Annotated in this window: 13 protein-coding genes; all 13 read right to left on the reverse strand. The window is 65.7% G+C overall.

All coding sequences use genetic code 11. The annotated features are described in order from the left end of the window. Nucleotides 1–13 precede the first annotated feature (13 nt). The 13 genes from murC to IEV62_RS04940 all read right to left on the reverse strand — a co-directional run bounded on the left by murC (nt 14) and on the right by IEV62_RS04940 (nt 14,658). Nucleotides 14–1,417, reverse strand: a complete 1,404-nt coding sequence (gene murC, locus IEV62_RS04880; protein WP_188445742.1) for a UDP-N-acetylmuramate--L-alanine ligase — start codon at nt 1,415–1,417, stop codon at nt 14–16. Then, a complete protein-coding gene (murG, locus tag IEV62_RS04885) occupies nt 1,414–2,559 on the reverse strand; it encodes an undecaprenyldiphospho-muramoylpentapeptide beta-N-acetylglucosaminyltransferase (RefSeq protein ID WP_188445743.1) in 1,146 nt (381 codons plus the stop codon). Before murG ends, murC begins: the two co-directional genes overlap by 4 nt. Further along, on the reverse strand, nt 2,556–3,782 hold the full coding sequence (locus tag IEV62_RS04890; protein ID WP_229732820.1) for an FtsW/RodA/SpoVE family cell cycle protein: 1,227 nt from the start codon (nt 3,780–3,782) through the stop codon (nt 2,556–2,558). The genes murG and IEV62_RS04890 overlap by 4 nt, the downstream gene beginning before the upstream one ends. After that, on the reverse strand, nt 3,779–5,173 hold the full coding sequence (murD, locus tag IEV62_RS04895; RefSeq protein ID WP_229732821.1) for a UDP-N-acetylmuramoyl-L-alanine--D-glutamate ligase: 1,395 nt from the start codon (nt 5,171–5,173) through the stop codon (nt 3,779–3,781). Before murD ends, IEV62_RS04890 begins: the two co-directional genes overlap by 4 nt. Next, nucleotides 5,170–6,240, reverse strand: a complete 1,071-nt coding sequence (gene mraY, locus IEV62_RS04900; protein ID WP_188445744.1) for a phospho-N-acetylmuramoyl-pentapeptide-transferase — start codon at nt 6,238–6,240, stop codon at nt 5,170–5,172. The genes murD and mraY overlap by 4 nt, the downstream gene beginning before the upstream one ends. Beyond that, nucleotides 6,240–7,616: a UDP-N-acetylmuramoyl-tripeptide--D-alanyl-D-alanine ligase gene (locus IEV62_RS04905; RefSeq protein ID WP_188445745.1), complete on the reverse strand. Its 1,377-nt coding sequence runs from the start codon at nt 7,614–7,616 to the stop codon at nt 6,240–6,242. Before IEV62_RS04905 ends, mraY begins: the two co-directional genes overlap by 1 nt. 145 nt (nt 7,617–7,761) lie before the next feature. Beyond that, entirely contained in the window at nt 7,762–9,177 is a 1,416-nt protein-coding gene (locus tag IEV62_RS04910; RefSeq protein WP_188445746.1) for a UDP-N-acetylmuramoyl-L-alanyl-D-glutamate--2,6-diaminopimelate ligase, read from the reverse strand. Between the two features lie 7 nt (nt 9,178–9,184). Continuing rightward, nucleotides 9,185–10,915 (reverse strand): peptidoglycan D,D-transpeptidase FtsI family protein, encoded by a 1,731-nt coding sequence (locus IEV62_RS04915; RefSeq protein WP_188445747.1) that lies wholly within the window; start codon nt 10,913–10,915, stop codon nt 9,185–9,187. After that, nucleotides 10,912–11,490, reverse strand: coding sequence for a hypothetical protein (locus tag IEV62_RS04920; protein ID WP_188445748.1), 579 nt, complete (start codon nt 11,488–11,490; stop codon nt 10,912–10,914). Before IEV62_RS04920 ends, IEV62_RS04915 begins: the two co-directional genes overlap by 4 nt. Continuing rightward, a complete protein-coding gene (gene rsmH, locus IEV62_RS04925) occupies nt 11,490–12,464 on the reverse strand; it encodes a 16S rRNA (cytosine(1402)-N(4))-methyltransferase RsmH (RefSeq protein WP_373868547.1) in 975 nt (324 codons plus the stop codon). Before rsmH ends, IEV62_RS04920 begins: the two co-directional genes overlap by 1 nt. Next, a complete protein-coding gene (locus IEV62_RS04930) occupies nt 12,464–12,964 on the reverse strand; it encodes a division/cell wall cluster transcriptional repressor MraZ (RefSeq protein WP_188445750.1) in 501 nt (166 codons plus the stop codon). Before IEV62_RS04930 ends, rsmH begins: the two co-directional genes overlap by 1 nt. Before the next feature lie 329 nt (nt 12,965–13,293). Beyond that, complete coding sequence (locus IEV62_RS04935) at nt 13,294–13,548, reverse strand: hypothetical protein (RefSeq protein ID WP_229732822.1); 255 nt, start codon at nt 13,546–13,548, stop codon at nt 13,294–13,296. Nucleotides 13,549–13,665: 117 nt separating this feature from the next. Beyond that, nucleotides 13,666–14,658 (reverse strand): cysteine synthase A, encoded by a 993-nt coding sequence (locus IEV62_RS04940; RefSeq protein WP_188445752.1) that lies wholly within the window; start codon nt 14,656–14,658, stop codon nt 13,666–13,668. Between the last annotated feature and the right edge of the window lie 21 nt (nt 14,659–14,679).

A 14,679-nucleotide genomic window follows, 5' to 3' on the forward strand; every position in this document is an offset into this window, starting at 1 on the left:
GTTGCGCCACGGTTCATCGTGCCGCCTCAATACCCGCTGCCAACCCGGCCGCCCACTTGGTAATATCCCCTGCCCCAAGGCACACGACCATATCGCCCGGCTGCACCACGCCCGCCAGCGCCACGGCGAGCGCCTCGGGACCAGCAATCGTCGTCGCCGAGCGATGCCCGCGGCGCTTCAGCCCATCGACCAAGGCTGCCGCATCGACGCCCTCGACCGGCGCTTCGCCCGCGGCATACACCGGCGCCACGAACACCATATCGGCATCGTTGAACGCGCCCTGGAAATCCTCCATCAAATCGCCGAGCCGCGAATAGCGATGCGGCTGCACCACCGCGATCACACGGTTCTCGACGCCCTCGCGCGCCGCCGACAGCACCGCGCGGATCTCGACCGGGTGGTGCCCGTAATCGTCGATGATCGTCACGCCACCGGTCTCCCCGACTTTCGTAAAGCGCCGCTTCACGCCGCCGAATTTGGCAAAGCCCTGCTGGATCGTCGCATCGTCAATGCCGAGTTCCAGCGCCACGCCGATCGCCGCCAGCGCGTTCTGGACGTTGTGCCGCCCCGGCATCGGCATCTCGATCCCCTCGATCGAGCGGCTCGTCCCGTCGCGGTGGCGGACGATCACTTCGAAGCGATTGCCGCCGGGGATCGGGGTAACGTTGACCCCGCGCACGTCGGACTGCGCCGAAAAACCATAAGTCACGACGCGGCGATCGCGGACGCGCGGGATAATGTTCTGCACCTCGGGATGATCGAGGCACAGCAGAGCAGCGCCGTAGAAGGGCACGTTCTCAACGAACTCGACGAACGCATCCTTGACCGCGTCGAACGAGCCATAATGATCGAGATGTTCGGGATCGATGTTGGTGACTACCGCGATCGTCCCGTCCAAGCGCAGGAAGCTGCCGTCGCTCTCGTCGGCCTCGACCACCATCCAGTCGCTCGCGCCGAGCCGCGCGTTCGACCCGTAGCTGTTGATGATCCCGCCGTTGATCACGGTCGGATCGACCCCGCCGGCATCGAGCAGCGCGGCGACCATCGAGGTCGTCGTCGTCTTGCCATGCGTCCCCGCGACCGCGACGGTCGACTTCAGCCGCATCAGCTCGGCGAGCATTTCCGCGCGCCGCACCACCGGGATCCGCCGTTCGAGCGCGGCTTCCACCTCGGGATTGCCGCGCTTGATCGCGGTCGAGGTGACGATCACCGCCGCATCGCCGAGATTGTCCGCGCTATGCCCGATCGCGACCGGAATGCCCTTGGCGCGCAGCCCCTCGACGACATAGCCCTCCGCCACGTCGGAGCCCTGCACTGTATAACCGAGATTCTTCATCACCTCGGCGATGCCCGACATGCCGATCCCGCCAATGCCGACGAAGTGAATCGTGCCGATGTCGGTTGCTACGCCCCTCATGCGAAAGCTTCCTTGATCGGTTGCGGCTTGCCAATCGGCATGTCGCCGGCGGTATCCCCCAGGCTCTCGACCAGATCGGCCAAGTCGCGCGCCGCATCGGGCCGCCCACACGCCCGCGCGCGCCCCGCCGCATTTTGCAGCGCTTCAGGATCGAGCCCCAGCCGCTGCATTTGCTTGGCGAGTTCGACCGGAGTGAAGCCGCGCTGGTCGATCGTCCGCGCGCCCCCGGCCGAGGTCATTTCCTTGGCATTTGCGGTCTGATGATCGTCAGTGGCACTTGGCAACGGCACCAGGATCGCCGGTCGCCCCGCACAGGTCAGTTCCGCCAGCGTCGATGCACCCGCGCGCGCGATCACCAGATGCGCCCACGCCAGTTGCTCGGGCATGTCCGGCAAATAGGTCGCGAGATCGGCCGCGATATCGAGCTCCTTATATTTCGCGCGGCACGCGTCGATATCCTCGATCCGCGCCTGATGTGTCACTTGCAACCGCCGCCGGAACGCGACCGGCAGCAGCGACAGGCCATCGGGCACGACTTGGCTCAGCACGCTCGCGCCCTGGCTGCCGCCCGTCACCAGCACGCGGAAAATGCCGTCTTCCTCCAGTAGCGGGTAGGGCTTGCTGCGCAGCGCCAGCACCGCATCGCGCACCGGATTGCCGACCAGATGCGTCTTGCCGCGATGCTTCGGCCACAGCCGCTGCACGTCGGCATAAGAGGTCGCGATCGCGCTCACCTTGCCCGCAACCAGCCGGTTGACGCGGCCCAGCACGGCATTTTGCTCATGCACCGCCGTCGGAATACCCTGATGAAACGCACCGAGCAAAGCCGGAAGGGCGGGATATCCGCCAAAGCCAATCACCGCATCGGGCCGGAAGCCTTTGTACAGCTGGATCGCCATCGCGCGGCCCTTGAGCATTGCCGACGCCGCCTTGGCATAACCGATCGGCCCGCCGCCCAGTCGCCCCGCTGGCAGGATGTGCGTCTGGATCCCCTCGAACAGGCCGGGAAAGCGCACGCCGCGTTCGTCGCTGACCAGCGCAACATAATGCCCGCGCTTGATCAGTTCGGTCGCGAGTGCCGCCGCCGGAACCATGTGGCCGCCGGTCCCACCCGCTGCCAATACGAAATGTTTCGCCGTCATATGCCGCTCCGATGCGCCCCTGAATGCGCAATGTATTTGGAGCGCGTAACGAACGGATTGCGCCGCGTGAAGGCCAGCAGCAAGCCCATGCCGATCGACAAGGCGATCAGCGAGGATCCGCCATAGCTGATAAACGGCAAGGTCATGCCCTTGGACGGGGCGAGGCCGGTGTTGACCGCCATCGAAATCAACGCCTGCACGCCGAATTGCGTGGCGAGCCCGGCGGCCGCGAACAGCCGAAATTCATCCTGCTCGTCAAGCAATTTGACGAACACCCGCACGACGATCGCCAGGAACAGCATCGCGATGATCATGCACGCGATCAGCCCGAACTCCTCGCCGATCACCGAGAAAATATAATCAGTTTGCCCCTCGGGCAGGCGGAATTTCATCGATCCGCCGCCCGGCCCGGTCCCGCGCCAGCCGCCCGCCGTGATCGTATCGTGCGCGGCATTGGTCTGGAAATGGTCGGCCGCGCCGATCCCCTCGGCCTCGGGAAACAGGAAGGCGTTGATCCGCGCCCGCGCCGTCCCGTAAAACATGTATGCCGCGAGCAACCCGGCCGGAACCGCCGCGATCAGCCCGGCCATCACCTTGGGCGACGTGCCCGAAATCATCAGCAACGCCATCCACACCGCGCAGAACACGACGGTCTGCCCGAAATCGGGCTGCAGCATCAGCAGAAACGCGACCAAGGCCGTCATCCCGCCGGTCATCGTCACCACCGGCAACGCCGCGTCCTGCGCGCGCATCGACAGCAGCCACGCTACCGTCACGACGAAGCAGGGCTTGAGGAACTCGGAGGGCTGCAACAGCGAAATGCCAAGGTTGATCCAGCGCGTCGCGCCGTTTTTCTCCACCCCGATCACCGGCACCAGCATCAGCAGGACCAGGCAGACGACCGTCCCGAACAATGCGAGGCGTCGCGCAAGCGGAACCGGCAACATCGACACCACCAGCAGGATCGGCAGCGACACGCCGATCCAGATCAACTGCCACCACAAATAAAAGAGCGGCGGCACGATATGCTTGCCGCCGGAATAGCGTGTCGCAGCAGCAGGCGACGCCGCCCCGACCGCGATCAGCCCGACCGCGATCAGCAGCAGCGTCAGCAGCAGCAGCACCCGGTCGATATCCCAGAACCACATGCCCAGCGCGGTACGATCCCCGCGACCGCCGCGACCCTTCATGCTCGTCCACAGTTTCGGCGCGGGGGCGCTCATGGCAGCGCCTCCACCAGAGTGCGGAACTGGTCGCCGCGATCCTCGAAATCGCGAAACTGATCGAACGAGGCGCACGCGGGCGACAGCAGGACGGTGTCCCCGGCCCGGGCGTTCGCGGCGGCGGCGGCGACGGCGGCGGCCAGCGTCCCGCTTTCCTCGACCGGCACCTTCCCGCCCAGAATGTCCGCAAATATCGCGCCCGATGTCCCGATCGTATAGGCGCGGACGATATGACCGAAGCTCGGTGCGCATGAATCGAGATCGTCGCTCTTGGCTTGTCCGCCCACGATCCAGTGGATCCGATCGAACGCCGCCAGCGCGGGCGCGGTCGATTCGGGGTTGGTTGCCTTGCTGTCGTTGACGAACGCGACGCCGTGCTTGGTGGCAATGCGCTCCATCCGATGCGGCAGGCCGGTGAAGCTCAGCAGCCCGGCGTCGATCGCCGCATGCGGCACGCCCAGCGCCTCGCAGACGTTGATCGCCGCGAGCGCATTCTGCAAATTGTGCGGCCCGGCCAGGCTCGGCGAGAGCGGCTGCACCATGCATACGCCGGGCGCGATCTTGGTCAGGTCCTCGCCCCGCGCCGACAAGCTGCGTGCGATCTGCGCCGAGGCGGCATCGCCGATCCCGATGATCGCCGCATGGCCCTTCGATTGCATCGCGAACAGCCGCGCCTTGGCGGCGGCATAGGCCTCGAACCCGTCATAGCGGTCGAGATGATCGGGCGTGATGTTGAGCAACACCGCGACATCGCAATCGAGCGTTTGCGTCAGGTCGATCTGATAGCTCGACAGTTCGAGCACATAGACCCCGCCCGCGGGCAACGGCTCCTGCTCGAGGATCGGCAGGCCAATGTTGCCGCCCAGCCGCGACGGCATCCCTGCGGTCTGCAGGATGTGGTGGATCAGCGAGACGGTGGTGGATTTGCCATTGGTGCCCGTAACGCCCACGACCTTGTGCGGCGGCAGCGATGCGCGGGCCTGGGCGAAGAGTTCGATATCGCCGATGATCGGGGTGCTTTCGGCGCGAGCGAGCGACGCGACGTGGTCGGTATTGAGCGGCACGCCCGGCGAAACGACAAGCGCATCGAATTCAGCGAGGTCATCCATTTCGAGGTTCGCTACTTCCAACGTTCCCCGGCGAAGGCCGGGGTCCAGTTGCGACCCATCAGCGGCTTCGGAGCCGCCCCCCTCAAAAATCCGCACCTGTCCGCCTGGACCCCGGCCTTCGCCGGGGAACATGGAAGCCAAACGGTCACGAGCCTCGTTCTTGGCATCCCACGCCACCACACTCGCCCCACCCGCCAAAAACGCGCGCACGGTCGCCGCACCAGACCGCGCAAGCCCCAGCACAGCGTAACGTTTGCCGCGCCATAGGGGCGAGACGATCACCGCAGTTTCAACGTCGAAAGACCCGCCAGCGCCAGCACGAACGCAATGATCCAGAACCGGATCACGACGGTCGGCTCGCTCCAGCCGAGCTGTTCGAAATGGTGGTGGATCGGCGCCATCTTGAAGACGCGCTTGCCGGTGCGCTTGTAGAAGAACACCTGGATGATGACGCTCATCGCCTCGACCACGAACAGCCCGCCGATGATGCCGAGCACGATTTCATGATGCGCGACGACCGAGATCGTGCCGAGCGCCCCGCCGAGCGCAAGGCTGCCGGTGTCGCCCATGAACACGGCGGCCGGCGGCGCGTTGAACCACAGGAAGGCAAGCCCCGCCCCCACGATCGCGCCGCAGAAGATCGCCAGGTCGCCGGCATGCGGCACGTGCGGGATGCCGAGATAATGCGCATAATCGGCGCGCCCGACCAGATAGACGATCAGCATGAACGCAACGCTCGCGATAATCACCGGCATCGTCGCCAAGCCATCCAGTCCGTCGGTCAAATTCACCGCATTGCCGAACGCCACGATCGTGAACGCCGCGAACACGATGTAGAAATAGCCCAGATCGATCACCGATCCGGTGTAGAAGGGCAAATACAGTTCCGTGCCGTTCTGCTGCACGATCAGCGTCGCGGCGATGCCCGCGATCACGAATTCGCCGATCAGCCGCAAGCGGCTCGATACGCCCGCCGTGCTCGCTTTGCGCACTTTGTCGAAATCGTCGAGGAAACCGATCGCGCCAAACCCCAGCGTCACGAAAGTGCACGCCCACACGTACGGGCTCGACAAATCCATCCACAACAGGATCGAAAACACCATCGAGGTGAGGATCATCAACCCGCCCATCGTCGGCGTGCCGCGCTTGGCGAGGTGCGTTTGCGGGCCATCGGCGCGGATCGGCTGGCCCTTGCCTTGCCGCACGCGCAGCCACCCGATGAAACGCGGGCCGATCAACAACCCCAGGAATAACGACGTCGCCACCGCCGCGCCGGTGCGGAAGCTTTGATACCGGATCAGGTTCAAAAGCCCGGGAAAACCCAGATATTCGGCCAGAAGGTAAAGCATTACAGTGTTCCGCCTTGCAAAGCCGCGACGAGCGCCGCCAGCCCTACGCCGTTCGATCCCTTGATCAGCACCGCGTCGCCGGGTGCCAGCATCGCGGACAGGCTGACGCGCGCCGCAGCGGCATCGGGCACATGGACGAAATCGCCCTCGCCCTCAAGCGCGTTGGCAAGCGGCGCGATCCGTTTACCGACCAAAATACCCGCTCGAACGCCCGCCGCCAGGATCGGCTCGGCCAGCGCCGCATGATAGGCGTCGCTTTCCTCACCCATCTCGCGCATTTCGCCGAGCACGACGACTTTCCGCTTGGCCTGCTCAGCCCCCAGCACCGCCAGCGTCGCGCGCATCGAAGATGGGTTGGCATTGTAGCTTTCGTCGATGATCAGCGCTTCGCCAGTCCCGACCGGCACCGCAAAGCGCGCCCCGCGTCCGGCCAATCCGCCCAGCTCGGCGAGCGCGAGCCCGGCGAGTGCCAGATCACCGCCGACCGCATCGACGGCGGCCAGCAGCGCGAGGCAGTTCGACACCCAGTGCAGCCCCGGCTGGCTGATCGTGAAGCTCAATTCGCGCGTCCCCACGCGCGCCGTAACGAACGTGCCCCCGCTCGCGGTTCGCATCGTTTCGATCGCGCGTACGTCCGCGCCTTTTTCGAGCCCGAAGGTGACGGTGCGCGCGGCATGAGGCGCCGCGGCGGCGATCAGCCGGTCGCGGTGGATATTGTCATACGGCACGATCGCAACGCCGCCGGGTTCCAACCCCTGAAAGATCTCGCCTTTAGCGTCCGCAATCGCTTCCTCGCTGTCGAAGAATTCGCGATGCACCGACGCGACCGTCGTGATGATCGCGACGTGCGGCCGCACCAGCGTCGTCAGATGCGCAAGTTCGCCCGCATGGTTCATCCCCATCTCGAACACGCCGAAGCGCGTATCGGCCGGCATCCGCGCGAGGCTCAGCGGCACGCCGGTATGGTTGTTGTAACTCTTGACCGAGCGATGCGCTTCGCCGCGTGCGCCACGGTCGAGCGCGGCGAAAAGCGCTTCCTTGGTGCCCGTCTTGCCGACCGATCCGGTGACGCCGATGATCTTGGCCGAGGTCCGCGCGCGGGCGGCCCGCGCGAGGTTTTCCAGAGCGGCCATTGTGTCGTGCACCCGCACCGAGGGATGCGCGCAGTCCTGCGACACCAGCGCCCCCGCCGCGCCGCGATCGAACGCTTGGGTCAGAAAACGATGCCCGTCGGTCGCCTCCCCGGTCAGCGCGACGAACAGGTCGCCGGGTGCGACTTCGCGCGAGTCGAAGGTGACGCCGGTGGCGCTGAAGGCCGAGGAGGCCGTGCCGCCGGTTGCGGCGGCGATGTCGGCTGAGGTCCAGAGAGGCGTCATTCGCCCCCTCCCAAAACATAACCGTCACCCCGGACTTGATCCGGGGCCCATCGTGCCGCGAGCGCAGCACCAGAGATTTCGAACAGCGCATCAAGCCGCGGCATGGGCCCCGGATCAAGTCCGGGGTGACGGAATACGGGGCCACTCACGCCGCCATCTCCCGCGCCACGCTGACATCATCGAACGGCAAGACCAGATCGCCGACGATCTGGCCCTGCTCATGCCCCTTGCCCGCGATCAGCACGATATCCTGCGGCCCCGCCTGCATGATCGCCGCGCCGATCGCATCGCGCCGCGATCCGATCTCGGTTGCGTGCGGCGCGCCTTCCAGAACCATCGCGCGAATGACCGCCGGGTCTTCGGAACGCGGATTGTCGTCGGTCACGATCACGACGTCTGCCATCGCCGCCGCGACTGCGCCCATCGCGCGCCTTTTGCCCGTGTCACGGTCGCCGCCGGCGCCAATCACCACGATCAGCCGCCCGCCCGCATGCGGTTTCAACGCCGAGATCGCCGCCTGCAGCGCATCGGGCGTGTGCGCATAATCGACATAGACCGGCGCGCCGCTCTGCCCGATCACCGCGCGTTCGAGTCGCCCGCGCACCGGCTGCAACCGCGCCAAATTGCCCAGCGTCGCCGCGATATCGCCACCGCCCGCGATCACCAACCCCGCCGCGGTCAGCGCATTCGCCGCCTGATAGGCACCGATCAGCGGCAAGTTCACCTTATACGTCTTGCCCTCGGCCGCGATCACCAGCCCCTGCCCAAGCAAGGTAGGATCGCGGGACACCAGCCTGAGCGTCTCGCCCGTGGTCCCGACCGAAATCAGGCGCAGCCCCCGCCCGCGAACGATTTCGGCAACGCGCGCCGACACGACATCGTCCGCCCACACCACGGCAACGCCATCATCGACCACGACTTCGCTGAACAAGCGCAGCTTCGCTTCGAGATACGCTGCCATCGTCCCGTGATAATCGAGGTGATCGCGGCTGAGATTGGTGAACGCCGCCGCCGAGACGCGTAAGCCCTCGGTGCGATATTGCGACAGGCCGTGGCTCGATGCTTCGAACGCGACATGGCTCACGCCCTCGCGCGCCAGCCCTGCGACGTTCGACAGGAACGTCACGACATCGGGCGTGGTCAGCCCGGTCGAGACGCGATCGTCGCCGGTCGTTACGCCCAGCGTCCCGATCGAGGCGGCGTGAAACCCGGTCATCCGCCACAATTGCCGTACCATCTCGACGGTCGACGTCTTGCCGTTGGTGCCCGTCACCGCCACCGCTACCGGCGGGAATGGCGCGAAGAAGCGCGCGGCAAGATCGGCGAATCTACGGCGCGGTACGGCATCGGCCATGTGCACCGCGCCATCGACCGTCACTTCGGGGCGCGCGACGACCGCGATCGCGCCGCCCGCCACCGCCGCGTGGATGAAGTCCTCGCCATTGACGACCGCACCCTGAAACGCGCCGAACACCACGCCCGGCGCGACCTTGCGGTGGTCGATCGCGAAGCCCGTCACGGTTGCTGTTTCACTCCCGCCGGTCAGCGCACCGAGTTTCATTTGAGCCTCATTCCGCGTTCTTGCGGTCGCCCGCGCCGTGCCACACCAGCGGCGTCAAATCGGACACGTCGATATCGCGCTTCATGTCGGGCGTCACGCCGAGCAGCGATCCGGTCCGCGCGATCACCCGGCTGACGACAGGTGCCGCGGTCCACGCCGCCGTGGTGAGCCCGAACGATTCGGCATTGCCGACCGGTGAGTTGAGCATGGCGACCACCACATAGCGCGGCGAATCCATCGGGAAGGCAGCGGCGAAGGTCGATACGTTGGCCTTTTTCGAATAGCCGCCCGCCCCCGCCACTTCGGCGGTGCCGGTCTTGCCCCCAACGCGGTAGCCCGGTGCCTCGCCTTTCTTGCCAGTGCCGAGCAGGACAACCATCCGCAGCAATTGCCGCATCCGCGCGCTGGTTGCTTCGGAGAGGACCCGCCGCCCGGCCGGTGCTGCGCCGGGTGCGACCTTCAACATCGTCGTGGGCCGCCAGATGCCGCCATTGACCAAGGTCGCATAGGCGTTGGCGAGATGCAGCGGGGTCACCGCAATGCCGTGCCCGAACGCCGTCGTCATCAGCGTCGTATTGCCCCAATAGGTCGGCCAGATCGGCCCGGCCCGCTCGCGCAGTTCGATCGACGGGCGTTCGCCAAACCCCATTGCGGTGAACATCGCGGTCAGTTTGTCCTTGCCCATCTCTTCCGCAATCCGCGCGGTCGCGATGTTGGACGAATAAATCAGCGTCTCGGGGATGTTCAACCAACGCTTCTGCTCGTCGCCGCGATCGTCATGGATCGTGAAGCGCCCGACCTTGATCGGCACGGTGGCATCGAACCGCCGCGCCATCGATGTCACCGTGCCGCTCTCGATCGCTGCCGCCATCGTGATCGGCTTGAAAGTCGAGCCCAGCTCATACACCGATTGCGTCACATTGTTGCGCAGCGCATCGATGCTGGTGCCGCTCAATTTGTTGGGATTGTAGACGGGCAGCGACACCATCGCGATCACTTCGCCGGTGCGCACGTCGAGCACCACGCCGGTTGCGTCCTTCGCTTTGAACGACACCATTGCCCGGCCGAGCTCGCTCTCCATCGCCGCCTGCACGCGCGAATCGATCGACAGCGAAATTGGCTGGCCACGCAGCCGCGGATCGGTCAGCCGCGCCTCGAACGCGCGTTCGATTCCGGCCCGGCCGAGGATCCTGGGATCAGTCGCCGTCGGCCCGATATAGCCGAGCGCGTGTGCCGCCAGCGTCGATTGCGGATACAGCCGCTCGGGCTCGCGCGCGAAGACAATCCCCGGCTCGCCCAGCGCATGGACCTGATTCACCAACGCGGGCGAGGCGTGCTTCTCCAGATAGGTGAACTTGCCCTTCATGTTCAGGCGGTCGAGATACCAGGCTGAATCGTGCGCCGGCATCAGCGCCGCCAATTGCCCGGCCAATGCCTGCCGGTCGCCGAGCAATTCAGGCGGCCTAACACCGATCGTCCACGCTTCGATCGTCCGCGCCAGCGGCTGGCCATTGCGGTCGAGAATATCGCCACGCACCACCGGATTGATCGTCAGCGTCGCCGCACCCGCCGGTGTGCCGAGCAAACCGAGCAACGCGATCCGCCCGATGACCAGCAGGAAACCCGCGATGATCAGCAGCATCAGCATCATCAGCCGCACATGCGCGACCGCGACCAGCGCGTGGCGCTGATCGGTCGAGCGGCGCGCCGAAATCGGGCGGGCGACGAGCATATTCATCGTTGATGCCCAATTTCCGCGCGGGCACCGCTGCGCAAATCGCCGATCACGCTGTCATCGAGCAACGCACGGTCGAGCGACGCCAGCGCTGCGCGGGGGCGCGCCTCGACACGGGGCCGCGACGCCGGCTGTGCTTGAGGCTCGGCAGCCACCGCCATGGCGCTGCGCGGTGCAGGTGCAGGTGCAGCGGGGGCCGCTGACTCCGCAACCGGCGCTTGGCTGGTTCCGGCATAAACCGGCGCGGCCGGCACGAACGACGCCATTTGCGGACCAACGCCGGTTGCCGTCGGCTCGATCGAGGCCAAGGCCGCCTCATCCGCAACGAACTGGTCGGCGGCGGGTGCCACCATGCCGAGCGATTCAGCATTCCATTTGTCGAGCTGCGCCAGGCTCGCGCGGGTATCGAATTCGGTTTCGAGCGCGCGAATATCGCGCTTGGCGCGCAGGATCTCGCTCGCGGTACGATCGAGCTTCTTGCGCTCGGCTGCCACCTGCAGCGGCACCAGCAAGAAGCCGAGCGCGACGGCAACGCCGGCCAAGAACCATCCGAGACTCTTCCACGCCAGACCCAGCATCACATCGCTCCCTCTGTCACAGATTTTTCCGGCCACGCGGCGGCACCGGTCCGCGTTGCCGTCCGCAGCGTGGCGGATCGGGCGCGCGGGTTGCGCGCGATCTCGTCGTCGTCGGCGCGTACCCCGCGCCCGACCAGCTCGAAGCTCGGTGCGTGCTCCGCCGCCACTTCGGGCAAATGCCGCGATCCCGACGGCAGCGCGCCGCTGCGTTCGCGCAGGAACCGCTTGACCATCCGGTCCTCGAGGCTGTGAAACGTCACCACCGCCAGCCGACCGCCCGGCGCGAGCACGCGCTCCGCCGCAGCAAGGCCGTCGGCCAGCTCGCCCAGCTCGCGGTTGATATGGATGCGGATCGCCTGAAAGGTCCGCGTCGCCGGGTCCTTCTTGTCATGTGGCTTATAGCCGAGCGCTTTGCGTACGATCCGTGCGAGTTCGCCGGTGCGCGTGATCGGGCGGTTGTAGACGATCGCCTGTGCCACGCGGCGTGCGCGCGGCTCTTCGCCATATTCCTTGATGACATGGGCGATCTGCGCTTCGTCGGCCTCGTTGACGAACTCGGCGGCGCTCAGGCCTTCCTGGCTCATCCGCATGTCGAGCGGACCGTCGGACTGGAACGAAAAGCCGCGCTCGGCCTGGTCGAGCTGCATCGACGACACGCCGATATCCATCGTCACGCCCTGCACCGGCATGGCGTCGCGCGCGGCAAGTTCGGCGTCCATCGCTGAAAAGGTCGCGGGCACCAACGTCAACGCGCCGTCCACCCCGGCGACCATCGCTGCACCCGCTGCAATCGCATCGGGATCGCGATCGAACGCGAACACGCGCGCGCCCCGCGCCAGCATCGCTTGCGTATAGCCGCCCGCGCCGAAAGTCGCGTCGACATGGACCTCGCCGGGGGCGATGGCGAGCGCGTCGAGCACTTCGGCCAGCAAGACCGGCACATGCGGCGCGTCGCTTACAGGATTTGCGGGAATCACAGCGCGATCCCCTTCTGCTTGCAATGGAAGCGGCAGGCGGCCTGCATCACCGGATCGACATCGGTCGCCGCGATCAGCGTCGCCGGGTCCCAGATCTCGATCCAGTCGAACGTGCCCCAAAAAAACGCATGCTCGCCAATCCCGGCATAATCGCGCGGAAAAGGCGGCATGATGAAACGGCCCGATCCGTCGAACGGCGCCTGCTCGCCGCTCGCGCCGCGCCGCTTGAAATTGTAATTGGGTTCGCCATCCTCGCCAGTATGCAGCGCCTCGCGCGCCTCGACCTTGGCTTTCAGGATCTTGACGAAGGCGGGGTCGTACGCGCGCAGGCAGGTCTGCTTGGGATGGACACCGACGATGATCGTGCCACCATCCTTGCCATCGGGGCGCGGGGAGTTGGCCGCCAGCGCCTGTCGCAGCGAGGCAGGAATTGCGACCCGGCCTTTGTCATCGACAAGGCCAAGACCGTCTCCCTGATATTCGCTGCGTTCGTCCACGCCCACCCCGCACTGCCGGGCAAACCTCTCCCGTCCCGAGAATCGCATCCGTTGCGAACCTCAGCGCACTGTCGCGCAGGCGAGATGAGTCTGCCCCTGTTAGAAGCAGAGTTAACACGTGATTTACCGGGGATACAAGGGGAAAGCCGGGGAATGACGGGGAGCTAGGTTTAATTCCTTAAATTCTCCCGCGATTTTTGTCGCGACATATCAACTTGTTCCCGGTGTGTTCGAAGAGATCGTAGCGCCAGCCCGCGTCGACCCGACCGCACCTGTCCGATGCGGGGCATTTTCCCGCAAAATCCCCGTCGAACCAATCCGATTCGAGGTCATTGCCGCGTGGTGGTGGCGTTTGGCTGCGGTTGGGCGGTATTGCTGGTCGTCGTCGCGCTCGGCGCGACGCCCAACTCAGCGAGCGGTTCCTTGGTCGCGGTGACTGGATCGGCGCTATTGCCCGAAACGATCGCCGACACGACCTCGGGACGGGCACTCCCGATCGCGGCGACACCGCGGTCGTGGTTCATCGTCGCGAAAATGGCGGCCGCGAGACCGATAAGGAGCACGACCGCAGCGAGGCCGATCATGCCGACCTTAACGCGCTGGGTTGTCTGGCCTGCTTCCCTTTGCGGGTGCTGTGCGATAATTTTCATAGGCTGTGGCATAAATGTAACGCATTAAGATGCGATTGTCGATGCCAGCCTTTAGGCCGAGGCCAGCCACGGCGGCACCGCCAGCCCTTTTGCCTCGAGCCATCCTCGATTGTAGAGCGTCGAGAGATAGCGAAACCCGGTGTCGCACAGGATCGTTGCGACCCGGCTGCCCGGCCCCAAATGCCGCGCGAGCAACACTGCGCCCGCCACGTTGATCCCCGACGAAAGCCCCAGGCACAGCCCTTCCTCCGCCAGCAGCCGCGTCACCCATCCCATCCCGTCGGCATCAGAAATGCGGAACTGCGTATCAATCGGCGCGCCTTCCAGATTGGCGGTGATCCGCCCCTGCCCGATCCCTTCGGCAACCGACGATCCTTCCGCTTTCAACTCGCCATGCGCATAATAATTGTACAACGCCGCGCCATATGGATCGCTGAGCGCGATGCAGACCGTCTCGTCCTTGGCCTTCAGCCCCATGCCGACCCCGGCGATCGTCCCGCCAGTGCCCGCCGCGCACGTGAAGCCATCGATCCGCCCATCCATCTGCGCCCAGATTTCCTCGGCCGTTCCCGTGATATGCGCCTTGCGATTGGCGATATTGTCGAACTGATTGGCCCAAACTGCATTGGGCGTTTCCTCGGCGATCCTGCGCGAGGTGTGGACGAAATGGGCCGGGTTTGAATAAGGCGCGGCGGGCACCAGCACGAGTTCGGCCCCCAAGGCGCGCAGCGTATCCATCTTCTCGCGGCTTTGCGTCTCGGGCATCACGATGATCGTCTTATAGCCCTTGGCATTGGCGACGAGTGCGAGCCCGATCCCGGTATTGCCCGCTGTCCCCTCGACAAAGGTGCCGCCCGCCGCGATCTGCCCGCGCGCCTCGGCATCCTCGACGATCCCGAGCGCGGCGCGATCCTTGATCGAGGCGCCGGGATTGGCGAATTCGCATTTGCCGTAAATCTCGGCACCGGCGGCGTCGCTCGGACCTTTGAGGAAAACCAGCGGTGTGTTGCCGATCAGGGCGAGTGTGTTTGGAAGCGTTGCCATTTGCGACAGATGGCGTGGTGC

This window comes from Sphingomonas psychrolutea (assembly GCF_014636175.1).
GTDB classification, from domain to species: Bacteria; Pseudomonadota; Alphaproteobacteria; order Sphingomonadales; family Sphingomonadaceae; genus Sphingomonas; species Sphingomonas psychrolutea.